Here is a 23,621-nt window from a genome sequence, read left to right on the forward strand (position 1 = left end):
AAACCCATGACCGCTTCAGTGAACGTGCCCCTCAATACACGCGGAAAACTCGCTGCATCATTGCCTGACGAGCAACTGGCAGAAATCACCGCTTTGTTTCAGTTCCGGCGCACCGGCTACTCCCTCGATGCCCCTTTCTACACCGATCCCTCGATCTTCAAGATCGACATGGAGGCCATTTTCGGCCAGCACTGGATCTTTGCCGCGAGTACTGCTGAACTGCCGGAGCCGGGCGACTACGTCACCGTCGACTACGGGCCCTACTCGCTGATTGTGCTGCGCAACGACGACGGCGGCGTCAACGTCCTGCACAACGTGTGCCGCCACCGCGGTGCCCGGGTCCTGACCGAGTCCGCCGGCTCCACCGGTAACCTCGTCTGCGGCTACCACTCCTGGACCTATTCCCCCGAGGGCAACCTGATCCACGCCTCCGCCCCCGGCGAAGCCAAGTTCGACAAGAACTGCTTTGCCCTCAAGCGCGCCCACGGCCGCGAGGTCGCCGGCCTGATCTTCGTCTGCATCGCGGACGAACCGCCAGCCGACTTCGACGAAACCGCCAAGATCTTTGAGCCCTACCTGGCGCCCCACGATCTCTCAAAGACAAAGATTGCCTACCAGCAGAACATCATCGAAGAGGGCAACTGGAAGCTCGTCATGGAGAACAACCGTGAGTGCTACCACTGCGACGGCCACCCTGAGCTGGCCTGCTCCCTCTTCCCCACCTGGGGCCTGACGGAGGGCCTGATCCCGCCGCATCTTGAGGAAGTGTGGGACCGGAACAAGCAGGCCCAGTCCTCCCTCGAGGAGCGTTGCCGCCGCTACGGCCTTCCCTACGAGGTGGTGGAGCAGCTTGACACCCGCATTGCCGGAATCCGTATTTCACGGGAATCACTCGATGGCGAGGGTGAGTCATTCTCCGCTGACGGGCGCAGGCTTTCCAAGAAGCTGCTTGGTGACTTGCGGGACTTCCGTCTTGGCCGCTGCTCGATGCACCTGCAGCCCAACAGCTGGTTCCATTTCCTTGGCGACCACGTCATCACGTTCGGTGTCTTCCCCATCAACGAACACCAGAGCCTCGTGCGCACCACGTGGCTGGTGGCTGACGACGCCGTGGAAGGCGTCGACTACGACCTGGAGAAGCTCACCTACACCTGGAAGCAAACGAACCTGCAGGACAAGGCGTTCGTGGAACTCTGCCAGCAGGGTGCCGGCAGCCCCGCCTACGAGCCTGGTCCCTACATGAAGAGCGAATACCAGGTGGAGGCATTCATCAACTGGTACGTGCAGCGCGTGCAGGAGCACTTGGCATGATTGAACTCCTCACTGAAACGGCAATCCAGGAACCACAGCGAATTCGCGGTCTTGAGATGCCGTGGAACAGGGTGATGGGAAGCACTGAGGCACCCGCCCGGGCAGCCCGTGTATTGAACCCCTGGCATCCGCAGGAGTTCATGGCTGAATGCGTCGAGACCGTTCCCGAGGCCGGCGCCATGATGACCTTCGTGTTCCGCCGCTGCGACGGTGCGCCCCTGGCGTTCCGTGCGGGCCAGTACGTGAACATCGCATTCCCCGTGAATGGCGAGGACCAGGAACCGGTGGACCGCAGCTACTCGCTGTCCAGCTCGCCCACCCAGCCGTGGACCTTCAGCATCACCGTCAAGTGCGACCCCACGGGACTGGTCTCCCCGTGGGTGCACGAGAACGTCAAACCCGGCACCGTTCTTGAGATGCTGGGACCGGTGGGAGCGTTCCACCTGCCCGACGCCGACCGCCGGGCACGGTATCTCCTGCTTGCCGCCGGCGCGGGCATCACTCCCATCATGTCCATGGTCCGGACCATCCACTCCCTGCCCGGACACGCCGATGTCGTGGTGCTCTACCACGGCTCCGATGCCGGTGGCTTTGCCTTCCACCGGGAACTGGCCTATATCGCCTCCGTGGATTCACGCCTCAAGGTCTACTACTCCCTGGGGGACCGCAGTGTGCCGGAGGGATGGGAAGGACTCAGCGGAAGGCTGACGGCGGCCATGCTCGAGGAGGTGGCCCCGGACGCCAACGGCCGGCAGGTGTACGCATGTGGTCCTGAGGGTTACCTGAACACCGCCACCGAGCTTCTGAAGAAGGTCGGCGTGGACGACACTTCCATCTACATGGAGTTCTTCTCGGGGGACCGCCAGACGCTCCTTGAATACCAGGCGGAGGTGGCACTGGCAGCCGACTTCGCGGAGGAAATCGCCGAGGAGATCGCCGATTCCGCCGAGGACTACTTTGAGAGCCAGCCCGCCGCGTTCGGCCTCTACGAGCCTGGTTACGACGCCGACGGAACCCTGCAGGCCTCGGGGCTGCCGCTGGAAGTCGTCGACCCCGAGACACCCGGATCCGATTCCGATTCCGACGCCGGCATCCCGGGCAGCGAGCCGGAAGCCGGTTCCCCTGATGCCTCCAGCTTCGACACGGTGGGAACAGGCAGCCTCACCATGTCCTTCATGCGCACCGGCATCAATGTGCGGATCGACCCCACCGAGCACATCCTCGAGGCGGCCCAGCGCGCGGGCGTCAGGATTGGCGCGAACTGCAAGGAAGGCATGTGCGGCTCCTGCAAGGTCGTCAAGCTTTCCGGGGACGTCGAGATGAACCACCAGGGCGGAATCCGTGCACGGGAAATCTCCGCAGGCAAGTTCCTGCCCTGCTGCTCCACCGCGCAGACGGACCTGGTGATCGATGCCTGACCACTGTGACTCTGATAACTGACTGCCAATCTTCCGCCCGGCCTGGGGACGCCGGAGCACCACGCGAGCCCATGAATTCAAACCAAAGGACCTGACATGGCTTTGAACAGCGACATCCGCCCGGATGCCCAATCCCCCATTGAGCTGGAGGAGTCCCAACCCGTTCCTGCACCGGAAAGCTCTTTTTCCTCCCACGAGCCGCACGACGCGGAGGACACCCAGCAGATCCTCCAGGAACTCCGGCAGAGCAAGACTGAACGCGCGGTAACGGAACGCCGCAACCGCAAACTTGTCCTGGACAAGTGGACCTTCGGCATCACAGGCGTCATTGCCCTGGCCTTCGTCGCATGGGGCTTCCTCGGCCGGGACAGCCTGGCCACGGTTTCCACGGACGTCCTTGGCTGGGTCATGGAATACACCGGCTGGCTGTTTATGGTCCTGGCTTCCCTCTTCGTCGTGTTCGTGCTGTGGCTGGCACTTGGCCGCTTCGGCAACATTCCGCTGGGCAAAGACGGCGAGAAGCCCGAATTCCGGACGATCTCCTGGATCGCCATGATGTTCGCCGCCGGCATGGGCATCGGCCTGATGTTCTACGGCGTAGCTGAACCGCTGTACCACTTCATCTCTCCGCCGCCGGGAACGGTGGACGGTCACACTCCCGAGGCAATCCAGACGGCCATGGCCACCTCGATTTTCCACTGGACCCTGCACCCCTGGGCGATGTACGCCGTCGTCGGTATTGCCATGGCATACGGAACGTACCGGCTGGGCCGCCGCCAGCTGATCTCCGCCGCCTTCACCTCCATCTTCGGAGTGCGGACGGTTGAAGGCCCGGTGGGCAAGTTCATCAACATCCTCGCCATCTTCGCCACGCTCTTCGGCACCGCGGCCTCACTGGGCCTGGGCGCCCTGCAAATCGGCAGCGGCCTCAGCTCCAACGGATGGGCCGGCGAAATCGGCACCCCTGTGCTGGTGGTCATTGTCGCCATCCTGACCCTCTGCTTCGTGGCCTCCGCAGTGTCCGGCATCAGCCGCGGCATCCAGTGGTTGTCCAACATCAACATGGTCCTGGCCGTGGTCCTCGCCCTCATCGTGTTCGTGGCCGGCCCCACCCTGTTCATCCTCAACCTGATCCCCTCGGCCGTGGGCGACTACGCCCGCGACGTCGCCGAAATGTCCACCCGCACCGAGGCTGTCGGCGACGAGTCGCTGCGTGCCTGGCTGTCCGGCTGGACCATCTTCTACTGGGCCTGGTGGATCTCCTGGACGCCGTTCGTAGGCATGTTCATCGCCCGGATCAGCCGGGGCCGGACCATCCGCCAGTTCGTCACCGGCGTGCTGCTGGTGCCGAGCATCGTGAGCGTCATCTGGTTCGGTATCTTCGGCGGCACTGCGTTCCAGATCCAGCAGCAGGCCGACAAGACGGACAACCCAACCGACGGCATCGCCAAGATGGTCGACGGCGCCTCCACCATCGACTTCGACGGTGCGCTGTTCGACCTGGTCAAGAACCTGCAGATGCCCGGCTGGGCCGTCACTGCGGTGATCGTCCTGGCCATGGTGCTGGTTGCCATCTTCTTCGTTACCGGTGCCGACTCCGCCTCGATCGTGATGTCCTCCCTGAGCTCCAACGGCTCCAGCGAACCGCGCCGCGGCCTGGTGATCTTCTGGGGCAGCCTCACCGGTGCAGTAGCAGCCGTCATGCTCCTCGCCGGCGGCGATGAACCGTCCGAGGCCCTATCCGGGCTGCAGCGCATCACCATCGTGGCCGCCCTGCCCTTCGTGCTGGTGATGTTCCTGCTCTGCATCGCCCTCACCCGCGACCTGCGCCGGGATCCCATTTCCCTGCGCCGCCGGCTCGCCGACACGGTAGTGGAGCGCGCCATCCGCAGCGGCGTGGACCAGCACGGCGGAGCCCAGTTCGATCTCGTTACCAAGCATGAATGTGATCAGCATTGCCCGGAAGACAGCCCCTGCGCCGCTTCCCCCGCTGACACCCAAGCCCCCGCAAAGAACCAGGAGTAGACCATGACCACAGTCCTCGAGGGCCGCCCTACCGCTAACGCGACGGCGGAAGCCGGCGCGGTCCCCAGCGTGCGCAGTACCGGCACCGCACAGTACGTCCTCACCCTTGCCTGCCCTGAGCGCCCCGGAATCGTCCGGGCGATCACCGCATTCCTCGCTGACCGCGGCTTTGACATCGTTGAACACCAGCAGTTCGATGACCACATGAGCGGCAAGCTCTACCTGCGCACGGCCTTCACCCCCGGAGACAAGGAAGTTTCCGCGGAAGGCCTCAGCGCGGAGTTCGCGGCCGTTGCCGATGAGTTCGACATGGAGTTCGCCATCCACGACGGCCGGCCCCAGCGCGTGCTGGTGATGGTTTCAAAGTTCGGCCACTGCCTCAACGACCTGATCTTCCGCTGGCGCGCCGGCAGCCTGGGTGCGGAGATCGCCGTCGTGGTTTCCAACCACGAGGACCTCCGCCCGATGGCGGAAGCCGCCGGCCTGCCATTCATCCACGTCCCGGTCACGGCGGACACCAAGCCGCAGGCCGAGGCGCGCCTGCTTGAACTGGTCGAGGAGTACGACGCGGACCTTGTCGTCCTGGCCCGCTACATGCAGGTGCTCTCCGACAGCCTGAGCGAGACCCTCCGCGGCCGTGCCATCAACATCCACCACTCCTTCCTGCCGGGGTTCAAGGGGGCCAAGCCCTACCACCAGGCTTATGACCGCGGCGTGAAGCTTATCGGCGCCACCGCGCACTACGTCACCGCAGACCTGGACGAGGGCCCGATCATCGAGCAGGAAGTGTTCCGGGTGGATCACAGCCTGGACCCGAACGCACTGGTCACTGTTGGCAGGGACGCCGAATCGCAGGCACTGTCCCGCGCAGTCAAGTGGCACTGCCAGCACCGGGTCCTGCTCAACAACACCCGCACCGTCGTCTTCCGCTAACGCCAAGCCAACAGGAGAACAACACCCATGAGCGCATCACCACGCGTTGTCATTATCGGCGCCGGCATTGTCGGAACCAACCTTGCCGACGAACTCGCCACCCGGGGCTGGACCAACATCACGGTGGTGGAACAGGGCCCGCTGGAACTCGCCGGCGGCTCCACCTCGCACGCGCCGGGCCTGGTGTTCCAGAACAACCCGTCACGGACAATGACCGAATTCGCCACCTACACAGTGAACAAGCTGCTGGCCCTGAGCAAGGACGGCGAGTCCTGCTTCAACCAGGTGGGCGGCCTGGAACTGGCAACCACCCCCGAGCGCCTCGCCGACCTCAAGCGCAAAATGGGCGTGATGACCTCCTGGGGCGTCGAAAGCCGCATTGTCGACGCCGACGAATGCGAAAAGATCTACCCCCTCCTGAACACCGGAAAGCTCACCGGCGGACGCGAAGTCCTGGGCGGCCTGCTCATCCCCACCGACGGCCTGGCCCTGGCCGCCCGTGCGGTGCAGCTGCTGATTGAGCGTTCCAGCGAGGCCGGCGTGAAGTACCAGGGCTCCACCACGGTGACCGGCATCGCCCAGGAGGGCGGCAAGGTGACCGGCGTCGAAACCGACAACGGACTGATCCCGGCGGACATCGTGGTGTCCTGTGCAGGTTTCTGGGGCCGTGAACTCGGCAAGATGGTGGGGCTGGAAGTCCCGCTGCTGCCGCTGGCCCACCAGTACGCCATCAGCACCCCGCTGCCCGAACTCGAGGGCGTCAACGAGCTCCCCAAGGGCGCCAGCAAGCCCATCCTGCGCTACCAGGACAAGGACCTGTACTACCGCGAATGGGGCGACCGCATCGGCATCGGCAGCTACGCCCACCGCCCCATGCCGGTGGACATGTCCGCCCTGCCGAAGGTCTCCGCAGAGGAAATGTCGGACCACCGCATGCCCTCCCGCCTGGACTTCACCCTGGAAGACTTCCTGCCCGCCTGGGAGGACAGCCAGGACCTGCTGCCGGCACTGCGCGGCTCCGAGATCCAGGACGGCTTCAACGGCATCTTCTCCTTCACCCCCGACGGCGGCCCGCTCATGGGCGAGGCGCCCGACCTCCAGGGCCTGTTCGTGGCCGAAGCCGTCTGGGTCACGCACTCGGCCGGCGTGGCCAAGGCAATGGCGGAGCTGCTGGTGGAGGGCAGGTCCCGCACGGACCTGCACGGCTGCGAGCTCACCCGTTTCGAAAAGGTCCAGACCTCCGACGCCTACGTCAGCGAGACGTCGCAGCAGAACTTCGTGGAGATCTACGACGTGATGCACCCGCTGCAGCCCAGGGAATCCCCGCGGGACCTGCGCGTGAGCCCGTTCAACGTCCGCCAGAAGGAGCTCGGAGCGTTCTTCCTGGAGTCCGCCGGCTGGGAGCGGCCGCACTGGTTCGAGGCCAACCGCGGCCTGCTCGAGGAACTGCCCGCGGAGTGGCAGCCGCCGCAGCGGGACTCCTGGTCCGCCCTGTTCTCTTCCCCCATCTCGGCGGCAGAGGCATGGAGGACGCGTACCGCCGTCGGACTTTACGACATGACGCCGCTCAAGCGGCTGTCCGTTGTTGGTCCGGGCGCGCAGGCGCTGCTGCACCGGCTCAGCACGGGCAACATTGCCAAGAAGCCGGGTGCCGTGACGTACTGCCTGCTGCTGGAGCACGACGGCGGCATCCGCAGTGACGTGACGGTCGCACGGCTGGCGGAGGAAGACTTCCAGCTGGGCGTCAACAGCAACGTGGACTTCGACTACCTCCGGGTGGAGGCCCGGAAGCAGTCCGCTGCCGATCCAAGCCAGTGGGTGCATGTCTCAGACATCACCGGCAGCACCTGCTGCATCGGCCTGTGGGGTCCGCTGGCGCGCGAAGTGATCGGCAAGGTCAGCTCCGACGACCTCACCAACGACGGCCTGAAGTACTTCCGCACCAAGGAAATCTCGGTGGGCGGCATCCCGGTGACGGCCATGCGGCTCTCCTACGTGGGCGAACTCGGCTGGGAGCTCTACACCACCGCCGAGTACGGGCTGAAGCTCTGGGACCTGCTGTTCGAGGCGGGCCGGGAGCACGGCATCATCGCGGCCGGCCGCGGCGCCTTCAACAGCATGCGGCTCGAGAAGGGCTACCGGCTGTGGGGCACGGACATGACGTCCGAGCACCACCCGTACGAGTCCGGCCTGGGCTTCTCGGTGGCCAAGGACAAGGCCGGCTTCGTGGGTGCAGAGGCCCTGGCTGAGCGCAAGGAGCAGCCCGCCACGCGTGCGCTGCGCTGCCTGACGGTCGACGACGGCACCTCCATCGTGCTGGGCAAGGAACCGGTGTACGTGGCGGGGGAAGCCGTTGGGTACGTCACCAGTGCCGCCTACGGCTACACCGTCCGCAAGCCGATCGCCTACGCCTGGTTGCCGGCTTCGGTGTCAGAAGGGGACGCGGTGGAGATCGAGTACTTCGGTAAGCGCATCGCCGCTACCGTCACACCTGAGCCGCTCTTCGACCCGGGCATGGAGCGCCTCCGCGGCTAGCAGTTGGGGAACGAGACCGGGGGTTGCCGATCAGGCGGCCCCCGGTTTTTCGTGCATGTGGGCCGTCCCGCGGAGCTGAACGGTCCGGTCCTAAAAATGTCAGACCCCCTTGTCATGATGGGGTTATGGGACAGGCAGCGGTGGCAAAGGCTTTTGCGGAGTTCAAGGCCGCCCTCGCTGTGCTTAACGCCGAGGTGGATGGGTGTGCTTCGGAGCCGTTCCTGGCTGCTGATCCTTTGGCGGCGCTGGCGGACGGGTGCCTTGACATCCTTGCCGGGGTGCGGGAGGTGGAGGCCGGTTTCGCAGGCCTGAAGGCCCGTGCTGCCGTGACGTATGCGGACAGCGTCCAAGCTATAGCGCCGGATATGCCGGTGCAGGCGCAGGAGATGGCTGTCGCGGCGGAAATCGGCTGCCTCCTGGCCCTGGGACACCGGGCAGCGGGTTCGTTCCTGGCCGCGTCCCACGCGCTGACCAAGGAGTTGCCGCGGACGTTATCGGCACTGCAGTCCGGGACGATCTCCTGGCAGCACGCCCTGGTCATAGTGGACGAGGCCGCAACCCTGGACCCGGCCGGGGTCGCCGCCTTGGAAGCCCACTTCCTCGACCCCGACACACCCAGGCCTGCGACCGCCGCGGCGATCGGGGAAGTGCCGGCGTACCGGCTCCGGCACAAAGCCCGCACCTGGCGTGAACGCCACCACGTCGAATCCATCGAAAAGCGCCATGCCAAGGGGGTTGCTGAACGGCGGGTGGAATGCCGGCCGGACCAGGACGGCATGGCATGGCTCTCCGCTTATTTGCCCGCGGACCAGGCGCTGGCAGGCTGGAACCGCCTTAACGCCCTCACGCGGGCCGCGCAAGGACCAAACGAACCCCGCACCCTCACCCAACTCCGGACCGACAAATTCGCCGAAGCGATCCTCACCAGCGGAACCAGTACAACCTTCCATGCAGACAACAGGGCAGGTAACGGCGAGGAAGCAGGTGACAGCGACGGAGCGGGCGCCGGAACCGGTGCCGGCCTGGCGTTCCCGGGGATCCGGGCCCAGGTCCTGGTCACCGTGCCGGTGTTCTCGCTGATGGGCCTGACGGAGGAGCCGGCGGTGCTGGACGGGTTTGGCCCCATTCCGCCGTCCATGGCACGGGACCTGGTTGCACACGGAGCAGACTCCTTTCACCGCGTCCTGGTCGATCCGCGGGACGGGGCACCACTGGAGATCGGGCGCACCAGTTACCGGGTGACCAAGGCGATGCGCAATTGGCTCAGGCTGCGGGACGGCAAATGCCCCTTCCCCGGCTGCAGCAACCACTCCCTCGACAACGAGGCAGACCACCTCCTCGCGTGGGCCAAGGGCGGCACCACCGGGATCAGCAACCTGGGACAGCCCTGCCCGAAGCACCACAGGCTTCGGCATATCAGCCGCTGGAGGCCCACCCCGGCCAGCGCAACCGGACCACCCGGCTGGATCTCACCTGCCGGCCGGCACTACAAGAGCGAACACCAGGACTGGGAACCACCCCAGTGGCCCGGAGCAGCACATGCTGCCACCGGCAGCCCACCCGATTTTCTCTACATCGGCGGCTCCCCAGGAGAAGAAGTACTGACCCGCTTCCTGCACGCCCCATCCGGCTGATGGGCGCTGGGGAACGCTCAAAAAGCCGGACCAAGCCGGACCAAGCCGGCCTCGCTCCTGCTGCCCTGCGCCCTGGATGCTTACCTGCCAGCCTTGCCGGTGCCACGGCTGCCCTTGTCCCTGGCTTCGCCCGGTGGTTGGCTGGTGGGATGGCTGATGAAGAGGTATCCAGGAACATTCCGTCCGACGAGCACCTGCGCCAGGATGTGGCACCGGAGACCGAGGGTGAACCCCAAGGCACCCCGGACAGCGGGTTCACGCCGGGACAAACCAACGCCGGGCAGCAGGTGTCAGGTCTGGCCTCGGCCACGGGCTACGGCAAGGACCTGGATCCAGAGGCGGAGCCTGACGGCAACAACCCTGTGTAGCCCTGACAGTCCCAGCGACAAAAAGCGACGGCGGCATTCGGCAGATGCCGAGTGCCGCCGTCGCTCCTTGTCGCCTTATGCCGGCTGTCGCCTTATGCCGGCTGTCGCTTGAACTGGGCCTGGTGCGGAAGGGCTACCTGGCTGCGGCAGGCTCCAGTCCCCCCGCAGCTGCCTCGGCGGCCGTTTCGGCAACGTGCGGGACGAACCGGACGAACATGGCTTTGAAGCCGGGGGTGTTGGATTCCCGCGCCACGTTTTCCTTGTGGACCAGGACGTTGGCTTCGGGGAAGTACGCGGCGGCGCAGCCCTTGGCCGTGGGGTAGGCCACCAGGCGGAACTTGTCCGCTTTGCGGTCGTGGCCGCCGAAGGTGCTGATGACGTCCACGAGGTCGCGGTCCTTGAAGCCCAGTTCCACCAAATCCTCAGGGTGGATCAGGATGACGCGGCGGCCGCCGGAAATGCCGCGGTAGCGGTCGTCCAGGCCGTAGTAGGTGGTGTTGTACTGGTCGTGGCTCCGGATGGTCTGCAGGACCAGGTGCCCCGGCGGCGGGGTGAGGTATTCCAGCGGACTGACCGTGAAGCGGCCGCGGCCGATGTCCGTGGCGAAGGAGCGGGTGTCCCGGGGCGGGTTGGGCAGCACGAACCCGTTTTTGGTCCGGACCCGGGCATTGAAGTCCTCGAAGCCGGGCAGGACACGTTCGATGTGGTCGCGGATGACGTCGTAGTCCTCGGCCATGGCTTTCCAGTCCACGGAGTGGTCCGGGCCGAAGGTGGCCTCGGCCATTCGGGCGACGATAACCGGCTCGGCGAGCAGGTGCTCCGAGACGGGGGTGAGGCGGCCTTGGGTGGAGTGGACCACGGACATGGAGTCCTCCACGGAGAGGAACTGGGCGCCCTTGGGGTGCTTGTCGTCCTTGTCCGTCCGGCCCAGGGTGGGCAGGATCAGGGAGGTTCGGCCGTGGACGATGTGGGAGCGGTTGGGTTTGGTGGAAATATGCACGGTCAGACCGATCCGCTGCATCCCGGCCTCCAGCATCTCGGTGTCCGAGCAGGCCAGGGAGAAGTTGCCGCCCATGGACACGAACACGTCCACTTCGTCGCGTTCGAAGGCTTCCATGGCCTCCACCGCGTCGTAGCCGTGGTGCCGGGGGGAGGTGATGCCGAACTCGGTGTCCAGGGCCTGCAGGAGCCCTTCCTTGGGCTTCTCCCAGATGCCCATAGTCCGGTCGCCCTGGACGTTGGAGTGCCCGCGGACGGGGCAGGCGCCGGCGCCGGGTTTGCCGAAGTTGCCCTGCAGGAGCAGGACATTGACCATTTCCTTGATGGTGTCCACCGAGTGCGGCTGCTGGGTGACACCGAGGGCCCAGCAAAAGATGGTGGCCTTGGAGGCAATGAGCATGCCGGCTACTTTTTCGATCTGGGCGCGGGTGAGGCCGGTGGCCTTCTCCGTTTCGGCCCAGTCCAGGTCCTTGCGGGCGTCGCGGTAGGCGTCAAACCCGTCCGTCTGCGCGGCGATGAAGGAATGGTCGACGACGGTCCCCGGGTTCCGCTCTTCCTCTGCGAGGAGGAGGTGGCCGAGGGCCTGGAACAGTGCCAGGTCACCGCCCACCTTGATCTGCAGGTATTCGTCCGCGAGCGGGGTGCCGCCGCCGACGACGCCGGAGACGGTCTGCGGGTCCTTGAAGTTGAACAGGCCGGCCTCGGGCAGCGGGTTGACCGCCACTACCTTCCCGCCTTTGTCCTTGCATTCCTTGAGCGCGGAGAGCATGCGGGGGTGGTTGGTTCCCGGGTTCTGCCCGACCACGAAGATCAGTTCGGAATCGTGGATGTCGTCCAGGGACACTGTGCCCTTGCCGATGCCGATGGTCGGGTTCAGGGCCGAACCCGAGGACTCGTGGCACATGTTTGAGCAGTCCGGCAGGTTGTTGGTGCCGATTGCCCGGGCGTAGAGCTGGTACATGAAGGCGGTCTCGTTCGCGGTCCGCCCGGAAGTGTAGAAAACGCACCGGTCTGCCGTGGTGGCACGCACGTGCTCGCCGATCAGCTCGAACGCCTCAGCCCAGGAGATCGGGGAGTAGTGGGTATCGCCTTCCCGGATCACCACCGGCTCGCTGAGCCGGCCCTGGTTGCCCAGCCAGTACTCCGTCTTCGTCGAAAGCTCGGCAATGGAATGCTTCGCCCAGAACTCGGCGCCCACGGTGCGGAGGGTGTTTTCCTCCGCCACGGCCTTCGCGCCGTTCTCGCAGAACTCGGCCGCCTTGCGCTTCTTGTCCGACTCCGGCCAGGCGCAGCCCGGGCAGTCGAAGCCGCCCCGCTGGTTCAGCCGCAGCAATGAATGGGCGGTGCGGGCAACGCCCGCCTGCGCCACGGCGCGTTCCAGGGCCACCATGACCGCTTTGACGCCGGCGGCCTCAGTCTTGGGCTTGTGGACTTCGAGGTCGTCCTCGTTGATGTCCGCGACGGGGGCGGGCTGCTTACCGAACTTCATCGTTCCAACTTCCTTACCGGCATACGCCGTTCTTTCCATGACCGGCAATGGCGTGCCGGGTTATCCCGGCACGCCATTGCTGCTGAATCCCTGTTACTGCGAAACCTTCGCCAGCGTTTCCTGCTCCGCAGCGATGGTGGTGTTGTCCCCGTGCCCGGTGCGGACCACGGTTTCCGGCGGGAGGGTGAGCAGCCGTTCCCGGATCGAGGCCAGGATGGTGGGGTAGTCACTGTAGGACCGCCCGGTCGCACCGGGCCCGCCGTTGAACAGCGTGTCCCCGGTGAACACCGTCCCTTCGCTTTCCAGGTAGAAGCAGGTGGAACCGGGGGAATGTCCGGGGGTGTGGATGGCCCGCAGTGTTGCCCCGGCCACCTCGAAGACGTCCCCGTCGGCCAGTTCCCGGTCCGGCTTGGCGTCCGGATAGACCTGCTCCCAGAGGACCAGGTCCGCGGGGTTGAGGTAGATCGGCGCGCCGACCGCGTCAGCAACGTCCCGGGCAGCGCCGATGTGGTCATTGTGCGCGTGGGTCTGCAGGATCGCGAGGACCTTCCGGCCCTTCACCTGGTTGATGATCGCCGCGGCGTCATGCGGGGAGTCAATAACCACGCACTCCTCGTCGTTGCCGACGATCCAAACGTTGTTGTCCACATCCCAGGTGCCGCCGTCGAGCGAAAACGTGCCCGAGGTGACCAGGTTCTCGATGGTGACCGCCATTAGAGTTCCACCACCGAACGCAGAACCTTGCCCTCGTGCATCCTGTCAAAGGCTTCCTCCACCTGGTCGATGGTGATCCGTTCGGAAACGAAAGCGTCCAGGTCAAGGTTGCCCAGCTTGTAGTGCGCCACGAGCATCGGGAAGTCACGGGAGGGCAGGCAGTCCCCGTACCAGGAGGACTTCAGCGACCCGCCCCGGCCAAAGACGTCCAGCAGCGGCAGTTCCAGCTTCATGGCCGGCGTCGGAACGCCCACCAACACCACGCGGCCGGCGAGGTCGCGGGCGTAGAACGCCTGCTTGTACGTTTCGGGACGGCCGACGGCGTCAATCACCACGTCTGCGCCGTGGCCTCCCGTGAGGGCGCGGATGGCCTCGATGGGGTCTTCCTTGCTGGAATCGATGCCGTGCGTGGCGCCGTGGGACGTTGCCATTTCCACTTTGTTGGCGTCAATGTCCACCGCGATGATCGTGGTGGCCCCGGCAAGCTTGGCGCCGGCGATCGCGGCGATGCCAACACCGCCGCAGCCGATCACTGCCACGGACTCGCCGCGCTTGATCTCGCCGGTGTTGATGGCGGCGCCGATGCCGGCCATGATGCCGCAGCCGAGCAGCCCGACGGCGGCAGCATCGGCTTCGGGGTCCACCTTGGTGCACTGCCCGGCGGCAACCAGCGTCTTTTCCGCGAACGCGCCGATGCCCAGCGCGGGGGAGAGGACCGTGCCGTCCTCAAGGGTCATCTTCTGGGTGGCGTTGTGCGTGTTAAAGCAGTACTGCGGCTGGCCCTTGGCGCAGGCGCGGCACTCCCCACACACCGCCCGCCAGTTCAGGATCACGCGGTCACCCGGAGCAACGGAGGTAACATCATCGCCCACGGCGGACACCACACCGGTTGCCTCGTGGCCCAGCAGGAACGGGAAATCATCATTGATTCCACCCTGCTTGTAGTGCAGGTCCGTATGGCACACCCCGCACGTCATGATGTCCACCAAGGCCTCGCCCGGGCCCGGGTCCGGGACCAGGATGGTCTCCACTGACACCGGAGCGTTCTTTTCCTTGGCAATGACAGCCTTGACTTTGTGAACCATGAGCTGGTGTTTCCTTTCCTGAAACCCGGAATCTTGGCGGCAGCACGGAGGCAGTCCCACCACCCGGTTCAACGATCTCATGCCGCGGTCCGGGCCGCGTCAGCTCGTGCAGGAACCGTTGCTCCATTGCGCATTACACAACACGGTGCATATAGCGCGTACTCGAAATATGTCAGCCGTCACAGAGCAGTGTCAACAGAGAGGCTGTGGAGATGACTCCCTTCCTGCCGATCCGGTCAGCAGGAAAATCCGCTAAGCGCAACTCATGTGCCTTCGGTGCAACTCATGACACGTCGATGCAGGGGGTGGACTCGCTTCAAGACTACCTGGCCGCCGCGGGAAACGCCCGGTAGAACTTGTTGTTAAAAGTCATTGACTGTGGCGCCGGTCACCCATAGTCTGATGCAACAGCGTTGCGCTGAACGCAACCACAACAATTTTGGTGGACATATGAGTAACGAGATCTCCCCCGCGGCGTCCCACGGCCGCATCGAGGGCAGCCTGATGAGCCACTCTCACCCCCAACCTGCTGACACCGCCGTCAGCAAAGAGACCCGCCGCAGGGTCATCGCGGCCAGCTTCATCGGAAACTTTGTCGAATGGTTCGATTACGCGGTGTACGGCTACCTGGCCGTAACCATCGCCACCGTCTTCTTTCCTGAATCGGATCCGCAGACCGGCTTGCTGCTGACCTTCGCGCTCTTTGCCATTTCCTTCCTGGTCCGTCCCCTGGGCGGGTTCATCTGGGGCCACATCGGTGACAGGGTGGGGCGCCGGACGGCACTGTCACTCTCCATCCTCATCATGTCCGGTGCCACGTTCTGCATCGCCCTGATCCCCGGCTACGACGTCATCGGGCTCTGGGCACCCGTCCTGCTCCTGATCATCAGGGTGGTCCAAGGCTTCTCCGCTTCCGGCGAATACGCGGGAGCGTCCGCCTTCCTGGTGGAGTACGCGCCGGCCAACCGGCGTGGCCTCTACGCTGCGGTGGTCCCCGCCAGTACGGCGGCAGGCCTGCTCCTTGGTTCCCTGCTGGCCGGGTTGCTGACCACGCTTCTCAGCACCGAAGCGATGCACAGCTGGGGCTGGCGCCTGCCGTTCCTGCTGGCAGCACCCATGGGCCTGATTGGCCGGTATATCCGGACCAAGCTGGAAGACACCCCCGTGTTCCGCGAACTGGAGGCGGAAGACCAGGCAGCCAAGGCGCCCGTCGCCAGCCTGTTCCGGAAACACTGGCGGCAACTGCTGCAGGCCGTCGGCGCCGTGCTGCTCAACGCCGTCGGCTTCTACGTGATCCTCAGCTACATGCCCACGTACCTGTCCTCGGAGCTGGGCCTTGGGGAAACCGAATCCTTCCTGGCCACCACCGTGGCGCTGACCACCTACATCGGCTTCATCTTCCTGACCGGAATGCTCTCGGACCGCTATGGGCGGAAGAAGGTGCTCATTGCGGCGTCCGTGAGCTTCATCCTTCTGACTGTGCCCGCGTTCGCCCTGCTGGGTACGGGGAACTTCCTGGTCATCGTCCTGGTCCAGATCCTGCTGGGCGCCATGCTCACCCTCAATGACGGCACGCTCCCCAGCTTCCTGGCGGAGATGTTCCCCACGCGGGTCCGTTACAGCGGCTTCGCCGTCAGCTTCAACCTCTCCAATGCACTGTTCGGCGGTACCGCCCCGTTCATGGCGACCCTCCTGATCGCGGCCACGGCGAGCGACCTGGCGCCTGCCTGGTACCTGGTGGCAGCCGCCGTCGTCTCCCTCATCGCCGTGGCGCTGTCCAGGGAGACCTGCAAGGAACCCCTGCGCCACGAATAGCTTCCTCCACATCCAAAACCAACTGCACCTAAATGCACGAGAGAAAGGCATCGCCACGATGACCATCACCACCGAAAATGCCACCACCGTCGCCGAGCTCGAGCGCACCAAAATCCTGAAGAACGGCGAAAAGGTCAGCCTGACGTTCTCGGATGCCGAGTTTGAGCGCCGGATCGCGGGACTGCGCCGCATCATGGCGGAGAAGGAACTGGACGCCGTCGTCCTCACCAGCTACCACTCCATCAAGTACTACTCCGACTTCCTCTACACCACCTTCGGCCGTTCCTACGGCATGGTGGTCACCAAGGATGACACCGTCACCGTTACCGCCAATATCGACGCCGGCATGCCTTGGCGCCGCAGCTACGGCGACAACATCGTCTACACGGACTGGCGCCGTGACAACTACATCTTCGCCATCCAGGAAGTCCTCCGGACCCGCGGCATCAACCCGCGCCGCCTCGGCGTCGAGGACGACTCGCTGCCGCTGGACAACCGCAACAAGATCCAGGCAGCCTTCCCGTCCGCAACCCTCGTGGACGTGGCCCAGGCCGCCATGCGCCAGCGCATGATCAAGTCCGCCGAGGAAATCGAGGTCATCAAGCACGGCGCCCGCATCGGCGACCTCGGCGGCGAGGCCATCCGCAATGCCATCACCGCCGGGATCAGCGAGTACGAGGTGGCGCTGATCGGCACCGAGGCCATGGTCCACGAGATCGCCAGGACCTTCCCCGACTCCGAGATCCGCGACACCTGGGTCTGGTTCCAGTCCGGGATCAACACCGACGGCGCCCACAACTGGGCCACCACCCGCAAGATCCAGGAACACGACATCCTGTCCCTGAACTGCTTTCCCATGACCTCCGGCTACTACACGGCCCTGGAGCGGACGCTGTTCTACGGCGAACCGGATGCCCGCTCGCTGGAACTGTGGAACATCAACGTGGAAGTCCACAAGCGCGGACTGGAGCTGATCAAGCCCGGCGCTGTCTGCAAGGACATCGCCGCCGAGCTCAACGAGATCTACGTCGGCTACGGCCTGCTGGCCAACCGCACCTTCGGCTACGGCCACTCCTTCGGCGTCCTCAGCCACTACTACGGACGCGAAGCCGGACTCGAGCTCCGCGAGGACATCGATACCGTGCTCGAACCCGGCATGGTGGTCTCCATGGAGCCGATGATCACCGTCCTCGACGGCCAGCCGGGTGCCGGCGGCTACCGCGAGCACGACATCCTGGTGGTGGGCGAGGATGGCGCGGAGAACATTACCAAGTTCCCGTTCGGCCCCGAGTACAACATCATCGGCGCCTGAGCCCGCAACACCGTGCTGAAAGCGGCGCCACCCCAGGCGGTGGCGCCGCTTCTCGGCCTTCCTTAGGGAATGATGGATACCACCATGAGCGCAACAGAATCCGGGACCACCGGCAGCGAGACCACCGGCAACGCCGACACCAAGGGCGCGTCAGTCATCGTCAACGCGATCGCTGTCCTGCGGACCTTCACGGCGGACCAGCCGCTGCTGGGCGTCACGGATATAGCCAACCGCGTGGGGCTGCACAAGAGCACCGTCTCCAGGATCCTGGCCACTTTTGAGCAGGAGCACCTGGTGGAGCGCGATGCCGAAACACGCCGGTTCCGGCTGGGGCTGGGGCTGATCGCCGTGGCCGGGCCGCTTCTCGCCGAGCTGGAGGAGCGCCGCGTCGCTTACCCCGTGCTGCGGGAACTGTCCGAGCAGACAGGCGAAACCAGTGCCCTGATGGTGTGGAGCGGGGACGAGTCCATTTGCGTCGAGCAAATCGCCAGCCATCAGCAGATCAAGCACACCACTCCCCTGGGGGCCCGGTACAACGATGCCCTCAGCGCCTCCGTGCAGGTGTTCCTCGCCCAGGAGCCGGAGGACAGGGTCCGGTCCCTGCTCAGCAGCGGGAGCATTGCGTATCCCGGCCTGGATGACGCCGGCATCGATGCGTACCTGGTCCGGCTGAAAGACGACGTCCGACGCGGCTGGGCCGTCAACTACGGCGAGACCTCCATTGACGAAGTGGGCCTGGCGGCGCCCGTGTACGACCACCGCGGCGAGGTGGTGGCCGCCGTCCTGGTTCCCGCCCCGCGCTTCCGCGTGTCCACCGAAAGGCTCCAGGCCCTGGGGGAGTCCTGTGCCGCCGCAGCAGCAAAGGTGACCGCCCGGCTGGGCGGGAGGCCGGGCGAAGCGTCCCGTCGGAGCGAACGTGAACAGCGCGCAAAGAAACAAAGCTTGTAGCTTCAAGTAATCTCGCGTAGGGTGAGTTGAAAGTTCAACTAACTCTGAGGACCCGAGATGACCGTAACCAGCCACCAGCACGTCAGCCGCAGGCTCGACCTTGCGACCGTGCGCAGCCGGGTCAGCGTCCCCCTGCGCTTTCCGGACGGTTTCACTGCCGACGCCGATGTGCTCACCTTCCACGGCCTTGCCGACGGCAAGGAGCACCTGCTGCTGGGACTTGGCGGATGGGAACAGGCGCTGCTCCACCGGGAGTCGGGGCGTCCCGCGCCCCTGGCCCGGCTGCACAGCGAGTGCCTCACGGGCGACGTGTTCGGCAGTGAACGCTGCGACTGCGGTCCCCAGCTCCGGGAAGGCGTGGAGGAAATAGCGGCCACGGGCGGGTTCCTGCTCTACCTTCGCCAGGAAGGCCGGGGCATCGGCCTGTACGCCAAGCTCGATGCCTACGCGCTCCAGGATGCCGGCCTGGACACTTATGAGGCCAACGTTGCCCTTGGCCATGGCGAGGACGAACGCGACTACACGGCTGCAGCCCAGATGCTCGCCACGCTCGGCGCCACCTCAGTGCGCCTCCTGAGCAACAACCCGGACAAGGCGGCGCAGCTCCTGGACCTGGGCATCGACATCACCGAACAGGTCCCCACCGGGGTGCACCTGTCCAGGGCCAACCACCGCTACTTGGCAGCCAAGCGGGACCACACCTCCCATACGCTGGACCTCCCGGCCCGGACGCGGCAGGAATTGAAAAATGACCGTCTTTCTTGACGACGCCCCCGCCTGGGTTGCCGCCGGAGCTGCGGCTCCGCATCCGGCTGCTGCGCGGGAAGCGCTGATCCCCGGCCACGACGAAATGCTTGAGCGCGCCGATGCCCTCGTGCCGCAGTTGCGGGAGCGGGCGGAGGAGACGGAGCGCCTTCGGCGGATCCCGGACGCCACGATGGATGAGCTGCACGCGGCCGGCATCTTCAGGATCCCCGCACCTGCAAGCCTCGGCGGTTACGGCATGGGCCTGGCCACGTATGCTGACATTGTCCGGCGGCTTGCGCGGGGCTGTGCCTCCACGGCCTGGAACGCCGGACACCTGATGGAACACGTCTGGATGCTCACGCGCTGGCCCCATTCAGTCCAGGACGAAGTCTTCGCGGACGGTCCGGCTCCTCTGGCCGCAGCCACGGCCGCACCGGTAGGAAGTGCCGAGGACGTGCCGGGAGGCTACCTCATAACAGGCCAATGGAGCTTCGCTTCCGGCGTGCTGCACTCCCGGTGGGCCCTCCTTGCCGTGGAGCACAACGGCGCCAGGCTCCAGTGCCTCGTCCCGATCACTGAAGTGGCGGTGGTGGACACCTGGCACACCGCCGGCCTCCGCGGAACCGGCAGCAACGATATCCACGCCGAAAGGCTCTTCGTTCCCGCCCGCCGGGCCGTGCCCTGGACGCTGCTGGCGTCACCGGACAATCCCGGCAGCCGGATCCACTCGAATCCCCTCGTCAGCGCACCCCTGGGTACATTGCTGAATGTCGTGGCGCCCTCGGTAGCGCTGGGAGCCGCAGAGCACGCCCTGGAACTGTTCCGGGAGCAGATGCTGAAGCGCAAGGTCAAGAACACGGTCCAAAGCCGGCAGGCGGACTCGCCCCTTGCCCAGGCCCGCTACTCCCAGGCTTATGGCCTTGTTGCCACGGCGCGGCTGCATTGGGCGGAAGCGGTACGGCTGGCCGCAGACTCCTCCCGGCGGCCGGACCCAATGACCGAGCAGGATAGGGCCCGCTACCGGTTGTCCCTCGCCCTCAGCGGTGAGGCATCGGCGCATGCCGTCAACCTGGTCATGGCCGCTTCCGGCGGGAGCGCACACCGGCTGTCGCATCCGCTCCAGCGGATCCACCGTGACGTTGCCGTCCTGCTCAACCATCCAACGCTGGCCACCGATCCCATCCTGGAGCAGGCGGGCCGCGGACTGCTGGGCCTCGGACTGACTGTGGCCAGTTTCTAGCAGGGCCGCCACGTAGACTGGCATGATGCGGTTGGTAGCAAGCGATATTGACGGAACGATCCTCGGCCACGACGGGAAGATCAGTGACCGCACCGTCCGTGCCTTCCATGCCTGCCGGGAGGCCGGCGTCGAACTCGTCTTTGTCACAGGCCGGCCGCCGCGCTGGCTGCACCCACTGCAGGACCGGTTGGGGCACACCGGCACCGTCATCTGTTCCAACGGTGCAGTGGTGTGGGACCTGGAGGCTGACAGGCTGGTGTCTGCCCGGACCCTTGGCATCGAAGCCGTGCTGGAAATGCGCCGCGTCATCAAGCGGCTGCGTCCTGCCGCCCTGTTCGCCGCCGAAACGCTCGCGGGCTTCCACCTTGAACCCGGCTTCATCGAGAACGGCTCCAGCGAACTGCTCTCGGAATTCACCCCCGCGCCGCTCGCCCAAACGCTGGCCGCCGATGACGCCGTGGTGAAATTCCTGGCCATCGTCCGGGAGGGAACCGCCGATGACTTCCTCGCGGAGGTCGCTCCCGCCGTCGAGCACCTTGCCTCCGCCACCCATTCATCGCCGGGGGTGCCCATGCTTGAGCTGGCCCTGCCAGGCGTCAACAAGGCTGTCACCTTGGCCGAGTACGCCGCTTCCCTCGGCATCGACGCCGCAGATGTGGTGGCCTTCGGGGACATGCCCAACGACATCGAGATGCTCCGCTGGGCGGGCCACGGTTACGCCATGGCGAGCGGGCACCCCGAAGCGATCCGCGCGGCGGGCCAGCAGGCGCCGCATTTTGACGACGACGGCGTGGCCCAGGTCCTGGAGGCACGGCTGGCCTCGCTGGGCGTCAGGCTTCCCTGAGCCCGCGCCGTTTTCACAGCTGGCGCTCACCTCACGTTTACCTTTGCTCCCTAGAGTCGGAACCGGAGAGCCCAACCTCTCCATTCCGTTCAGGGGGTAACAATGGCAAGGAAACGCCGGCAGGGAAACACCGAGGCGCCGATCCGCCAGGTGACGCCCGCTCCGCATTGGAAGAAGCTGCGGCAGGGTGACCGGGTCACCGTCCACTTTGCCCCGGGCTTCGCGGCCGGCGGCCTGGTTGACGCTGTCACGTCAGACCACACGGCCGTCTGGATAGATTTCGACGGCGGCCGGGGACGGACGCTGCTGCACTGCAGCGACGGCATCGACATCGTTCGTGACTCCGGCGATGTCCCGCAGGAGGAAGCTGTTTCCCAGGGCGGTGCTGTCCCGCACGCAGGCTGACCGCGCACCCCGTCCGGGGCACCCTTGGCTGCGGTACGCTCGCTGTGTGAGCCTGCCGTTCTTCGACCACGCCGGCGCCGACGGATCCCCGCTGCCCATCGCCATGGCGCACCGGGGATTTTCCCGGCAGGGCCTGGAAAACTCCATGGCCGCGTTCCGCGCCGCCGTCGAACTTGGCTACCGGTACCTCGAAACCGATGTGCACACCACGGCCGACGGCGTGGTGCTCCTCTTCCACGACGAGACGCTGGACCGGGTGACCGACGGCAGCGGAAAAGTGTCCCAACTTCCCGCCCATGCCGTGGCAGGCGTACGGATTGGCGGGCTCGAGCCCATTCCCCGCTTTGACGAGCTGCTCGCGGAACTGCCGGACGTGCGGCTGAACGTCGACGTCAAGGACTGGAACTCGGTGCGCAGCATCGCCGACGGAATCGAATACCACCAGGTGCACCACCGCGTGCTGCTGACCAGTTTCTCGGACCGCCGGCGGCGTGCTGTGCTGAAGCGGCTCAGCCGCCCGGTGGCGGCTTCGGCGGGCGTTGTGTCGGTAGGCCTGTTCACGGTGCTCGGCCCCGTGTTGCCGGGGCCCGCCTTCAGGTGGGGCATGCGGCGGTACCTCCGCGGAGTGCACGCGCTGCAGGTTCCGGTGCGCTACGGCAGGGTGGAAGTGGTCACGCCCGGATTTATCCGGCGGGCCCACGCCCTCGGGCTGGTGGTCCACGTGTGGACAATCAACGACCCCGCTGAGATGCGCAGGCTGCTCGAGCTGGGTGTGGACGGGCTGGTGACGGACCGCGCAGACCTGCTGCGCGAGGTACTGCTGGAACGCGGGGAGTGGCCGCACGCCTGACCCGGTGCGGCCACGTTCCCGTCCCTGGCACTGTCCGTGCGGCTGGTTCCCGCCGCGGTGCCGGGTGTGATGCCTAGCCCCGGCCGGTGCTGGTGGAAGGATCCTGGTCGCCCTCGGAAGGGTCGGCCCGCAGCTCATCCGGGTTGGATTCGGGCAGGCCCCCGGAGCCGGGGACCCCACTGGGCGCAGCCGGTGCTCCACCCGCCGGCGCGGAGGCACTGCCTGCCAGGCCGCCGTCGTCCTCTCCGGCGCTTCCCCGCCCGGCACTCTCCTGGCTGTCGCCGCCCACTTCGTCGGTGTCCGCGTCACCGCCCAACGGGTTCTCGGAGACGGGGCCGGGGGCCGCTCCGGCCTTGAGCCCGGGGGCCTTTTGCTTCTCTGCTTCCATGGCGTTGGACCCCTCGCTCAGGGAGGAGTGGACCTCTACGTCGTCATTGGGATTCGTGGGGTCGGGAACATGTGTTTTCTCAGTGGGCTTTGATGTCCCGGCCAGGTCCTCCATGGCGTTTTCTGCTGCCTTGCCAATGCTGTCGCCGATACCCATGTGACTGCTCCTTCTGACATCGCGTACCGGGCACCCCAGATGACGCCCGGAACATTTACCCTTCCAGAATTATCAGCATGCTTACAATTAGTCCAGAGCCGGGGCAAGGTACCGCGGCCCGACAGGAAGGACGCGAGCATCATGAGCAGCTACCATCCGGAAAATGATCCCGCGAACCCGGACCGGCCGGGCAAGGAGCGCAACGATCAGCAGGACACAGGCCGGCAGGGCAGCCAGGAGTCTGCGGGCTCGCCGAATCCGGACCCTGCAGAGGGCAACATCACCGGGCTTGAGCCGGGCGGGGGAGTGCCTCCCGGCGAGACTCCGCCCGCCGAAGACCAGATGAGCCGCGACCAGGGGCACAGCGAATAGCGTCACCGGTGGGGCAGGCATGGGGGCGGTCCG

Annotated in this window: 20 protein-coding genes; 16 read left to right on the forward strand and 4 right to left on the reverse strand. The window is 65.8% G+C overall.

What is annotated here, in order from left to right:
* Positions 1-6: 6 nt before the first annotated feature.
* The 7 genes from ASPHE3_RS01110 (at position 7) to ASPHE3_RS01140 (ending at position 10,224) form a co-directional block, all read left to right on the forward strand.
* The gene (locus ASPHE3_RS01110) at positions 7-1,311 is read left to right on the forward strand and encodes an aromatic ring-hydroxylating oxygenase subunit alpha (protein WP_013599385.1); all 1,305 of its coding nucleotides are present in this window, start codon (positions 7-9) and stop codon (positions 1,309-1,311) included.
* Positions 1,308-2,729, forward strand: a complete 1,422-nt coding sequence (locus ASPHE3_RS01115; protein ID WP_013599386.1) for a ferredoxin reductase — start codon at positions 1,308-1,310, stop codon at positions 2,727-2,729. The genes ASPHE3_RS01110 and ASPHE3_RS01115 overlap by 4 nt, the downstream gene beginning before the upstream one ends.
* 96 nt (positions 2,730-2,825) lie before the next feature.
* Complete coding sequence (locus tag ASPHE3_RS01120) at positions 2,826-4,754, forward strand: BCCT family transporter (protein WP_013599387.1); 1,929 nt, start codon at positions 2,826-2,828, stop codon at positions 4,752-4,754.
* Positions 4,755-4,757: 3 nt separating this feature from the next.
* Positions 4,758-5,687: a formyltetrahydrofolate deformylase gene (gene purU, locus ASPHE3_RS01125; RefSeq protein WP_013599388.1), complete on the forward strand. Its 930-nt coding sequence runs from the start codon at positions 4,758-4,760 to the stop codon at positions 5,685-5,687.
* Positions 5,688-5,714: 27 nt separating this feature from the next.
* Positions 5,715-8,222: a GcvT family protein gene (locus ASPHE3_RS01130; protein WP_013599389.1), complete on the forward strand. Its 2,508-nt coding sequence runs from the start codon at positions 5,715-5,717 to the stop codon at positions 8,220-8,222.
* A 125-nt stretch (positions 8,223-8,347) separates the two neighbouring features.
* Positions 8,348-9,856 carry an HNH endonuclease signature motif containing protein gene (locus ASPHE3_RS01135; RefSeq protein ID WP_013599390.1) on the forward strand — a complete coding sequence of 503 codons (1,509 nt, stop codon included), beginning with the start codon at positions 8,348-8,350 and terminating at the stop codon, positions 9,854-9,856.
* A gap of 149 nt (positions 9,857-10,005) precedes the next feature.
* A complete protein-coding gene (locus ASPHE3_RS01140; RefSeq protein WP_013599391.1) occupies positions 10,006-10,224 on the forward strand; it encodes a hypothetical protein in 219 nt (72 codons plus the stop codon).
* 133 nt (positions 10,225-10,357) lie between these two features.
* Here ASPHE3_RS01140 and ASPHE3_RS01145 read toward each other — a convergent pair whose 3' ends face one another.
* The 3 genes from ASPHE3_RS01145 to ASPHE3_RS01155 form a co-directional block, all read right to left on the reverse strand.
* A complete protein-coding gene (locus tag ASPHE3_RS01145; RefSeq protein WP_013599392.1) occupies positions 10,358-12,712 on the reverse strand; it encodes an FdhF/YdeP family oxidoreductase in 2,355 nt (784 codons plus the stop codon).
* A 93-nt stretch (positions 12,713-12,805) separates the two neighbouring features.
* A complete protein-coding gene (locus tag ASPHE3_RS01150; RefSeq protein WP_013599393.1) occupies positions 12,806-13,426 on the reverse strand; it encodes an MBL fold metallo-hydrolase in 621 nt (206 codons plus the stop codon).
* Complete coding sequence (locus ASPHE3_RS01155) at positions 13,426-14,511, reverse strand: S-(hydroxymethyl)mycothiol dehydrogenase (RefSeq protein ID WP_013599394.1); 1,086 nt, start codon at positions 14,509-14,511, stop codon at positions 13,426-13,428. Before ASPHE3_RS01155 ends, ASPHE3_RS01150 begins: the two co-directional genes overlap by 1 nt.
* 450 nt (positions 14,512-14,961) lie before the next feature.
* Between ASPHE3_RS01155 and ASPHE3_RS01160 the strand changes: the two genes are divergently transcribed.
* The 8 genes from ASPHE3_RS01160 to ASPHE3_RS01195 all read left to right on the forward strand — a co-directional run bounded on the left by ASPHE3_RS01160 (position 14,962) and on the right by ASPHE3_RS01195 (position 22,672).
* Positions 14,962-16,326 (forward strand): MFS transporter, encoded by a 1,365-nt coding sequence (locus ASPHE3_RS01160; RefSeq protein WP_013599395.1) that lies wholly within the window; start codon positions 14,962-14,964, stop codon positions 16,324-16,326.
* 58 nt (positions 16,327-16,384) lie between these two features.
* Positions 16,385-17,638 (forward strand): aminopeptidase P family protein, encoded by a 1,254-nt coding sequence (locus tag ASPHE3_RS01165; protein WP_013599396.1) that lies wholly within the window; start codon positions 16,385-16,387, stop codon positions 17,636-17,638.
* An 84-nt stretch (positions 17,639-17,722) separates the two neighbouring features.
* On the forward strand, positions 17,723-18,586 hold the full coding sequence (locus tag ASPHE3_RS01170) for an IclR family transcriptional regulator (protein ID WP_013599397.1): 864 nt from the start codon (positions 17,723-17,725) through the stop codon (positions 18,584-18,586).
* A gap of 57 nt (positions 18,587-18,643) precedes the next feature.
* Positions 18,644-19,351: a GTP cyclohydrolase II gene (locus ASPHE3_RS01175; RefSeq protein ID WP_013599398.1), complete on the forward strand. Its 708-nt coding sequence runs from the start codon at positions 18,644-18,646 to the stop codon at positions 19,349-19,351.
* On the forward strand, positions 19,335-20,573 hold the full coding sequence (locus tag ASPHE3_RS01180) for an acyl-CoA dehydrogenase family protein (protein ID WP_013599399.1): 1,239 nt from the start codon (positions 19,335-19,337) through the stop codon (positions 20,571-20,573). The genes ASPHE3_RS01175 and ASPHE3_RS01180 overlap by 17 nt, the downstream gene beginning before the upstream one ends.
* Before the next feature lie 25 nt (positions 20,574-20,598).
* A complete protein-coding gene (locus ASPHE3_RS01185; RefSeq protein ID WP_120692571.1) occupies positions 20,599-21,417 on the forward strand; it encodes an HAD family hydrolase in 819 nt (272 codons plus the stop codon).
* Between the two features lie 102 nt (positions 21,418-21,519).
* Positions 21,520-21,822 (forward strand): hypothetical protein, encoded by a 303-nt coding sequence (locus ASPHE3_RS01190; protein WP_013599401.1) that lies wholly within the window; start codon positions 21,520-21,522, stop codon positions 21,820-21,822.
* Positions 21,823-21,868: 46 nt separating this feature from the next.
* Positions 21,869-22,672, forward strand: a complete 804-nt coding sequence (locus tag ASPHE3_RS01195) for a glycerophosphodiester phosphodiesterase (protein ID WP_375153947.1) — start codon at positions 21,869-21,871, stop codon at positions 22,670-22,672.
* Between the two features lie 73 nt (positions 22,673-22,745).
* Here ASPHE3_RS01195 and ASPHE3_RS21165 read toward each other — a convergent pair whose 3' ends face one another.
* On the reverse strand, positions 22,746-23,216 hold the full coding sequence (locus ASPHE3_RS21165; protein ID WP_013599403.1) for a hypothetical protein: 471 nt from the start codon (positions 23,214-23,216) through the stop codon (positions 22,746-22,748).
* A 141-nt stretch (positions 23,217-23,357) separates the two neighbouring features.
* Here ASPHE3_RS21165 and ASPHE3_RS01205 point away from each other — a divergent pair, with 141 nt between their 5' ends.
* Positions 23,358-23,588 (forward strand): DUF6480 family protein, encoded by a 231-nt coding sequence (locus ASPHE3_RS01205; RefSeq protein WP_013599404.1) that lies wholly within the window; start codon positions 23,358-23,360, stop codon positions 23,586-23,588.
* Positions 23,589-23,621: the final 33 nt, after the last annotated feature.

This window comes from Pseudarthrobacter phenanthrenivorans Sphe3 (assembly GCF_000189535.1).
Lineage (GTDB): Bacteria > Actinomycetota > Actinomycetes > Actinomycetales > Micrococcaceae > Arthrobacter > Arthrobacter phenanthrenivorans.

Coding starts and splice junctions, on each gene's coding strand:
- ASPHE3_RS01110 (WP_013599385.1), top strand. CDS start 7: ATGACCGCTTCAGTGAACGTGCCCCTCAATACACGCGGAAAACTCGCT.
- ASPHE3_RS01115 (WP_013599386.1), top strand. CDS start 1,308: ATGATTGAACTCCTCACTGAAACGGCAATCCAGGAACCACAGCGAATT.
- ASPHE3_RS01120 (WP_013599387.1), top strand. CDS start 2,826: ATGGCTTTGAACAGCGACATCCGCCCGGATGCCCAATCCCCCATTGAG.
- purU (WP_013599388.1), top strand. CDS start 4,758: ATGACCACAGTCCTCGAGGGCCGCCCTACCGCTAACGCGACGGCGGAA.
- ASPHE3_RS01130 (WP_013599389.1), top strand. CDS start 5,715: ATGAGCGCATCACCACGCGTTGTCATTATCGGCGCCGGCATTGTCGGA.
- ASPHE3_RS01135 (WP_013599390.1), top strand. CDS start 8,348: ATGGGACAGGCAGCGGTGGCAAAGGCTTTTGCGGAGTTCAAGGCCGCC.
- ASPHE3_RS01140 (WP_013599391.1), top strand. CDS start 10,006: ATGGCTGATGAAGAGGTATCCAGGAACATTCCGTCCGACGAGCACCTG.
- ASPHE3_RS01145 (WP_013599392.1), bottom strand. CDS start 12,712: ATGAAGTTCGGTAAGCAGCCCGCCCCCGTCGCGGACATCAACGAGGAC.
- ASPHE3_RS01150 (WP_013599393.1), bottom strand. CDS start 13,426: ATGGCGGTCACCATCGAGAACCTGGTCACCTCGGGCACGTTTTCGCTC.
- ASPHE3_RS01155 (WP_013599394.1), bottom strand. CDS start 14,511: ATGGTTCACAAAGTCAAGGCTGTCATTGCCAAGGAAAAGAACGCTCCG.
- ASPHE3_RS01160 (WP_013599395.1), top strand. CDS start 14,962: ATGAGTAACGAGATCTCCCCCGCGGCGTCCCACGGCCGCATCGAGGGC.
- ASPHE3_RS01165 (WP_013599396.1), top strand. CDS start 16,385: ATGACCATCACCACCGAAAATGCCACCACCGTCGCCGAGCTCGAGCGC.
- ASPHE3_RS01170 (WP_013599397.1), top strand. CDS start 17,723: ATGAGCGCAACAGAATCCGGGACCACCGGCAGCGAGACCACCGGCAAC.
- ASPHE3_RS01175 (WP_013599398.1), top strand. CDS start 18,644: ATGACCGTAACCAGCCACCAGCACGTCAGCCGCAGGCTCGACCTTGCG.
- ASPHE3_RS01180 (WP_013599399.1), top strand. CDS start 19,335: ATGACCGTCTTTCTTGACGACGCCCCCGCCTGGGTTGCCGCCGGAGCT.
- ASPHE3_RS01185 (WP_120692571.1), top strand. CDS start 20,599: ATGCGGTTGGTAGCAAGCGATATTGACGGAACGATCCTCGGCCACGAC.
- ASPHE3_RS01190 (WP_013599401.1), top strand. CDS start 21,520: ATGGCAAGGAAACGCCGGCAGGGAAACACCGAGGCGCCGATCCGCCAG.
- ASPHE3_RS21165 (WP_013599403.1), bottom strand. CDS start 23,216: ATGGGTATCGGCGACAGCATTGGCAAGGCAGCAGAAAACGCCATGGAG.
- ASPHE3_RS01205 (WP_013599404.1), top strand. CDS start 23,358: ATGAGCAGCTACCATCCGGAAAATGATCCCGCGAACCCGGACCGGCCG.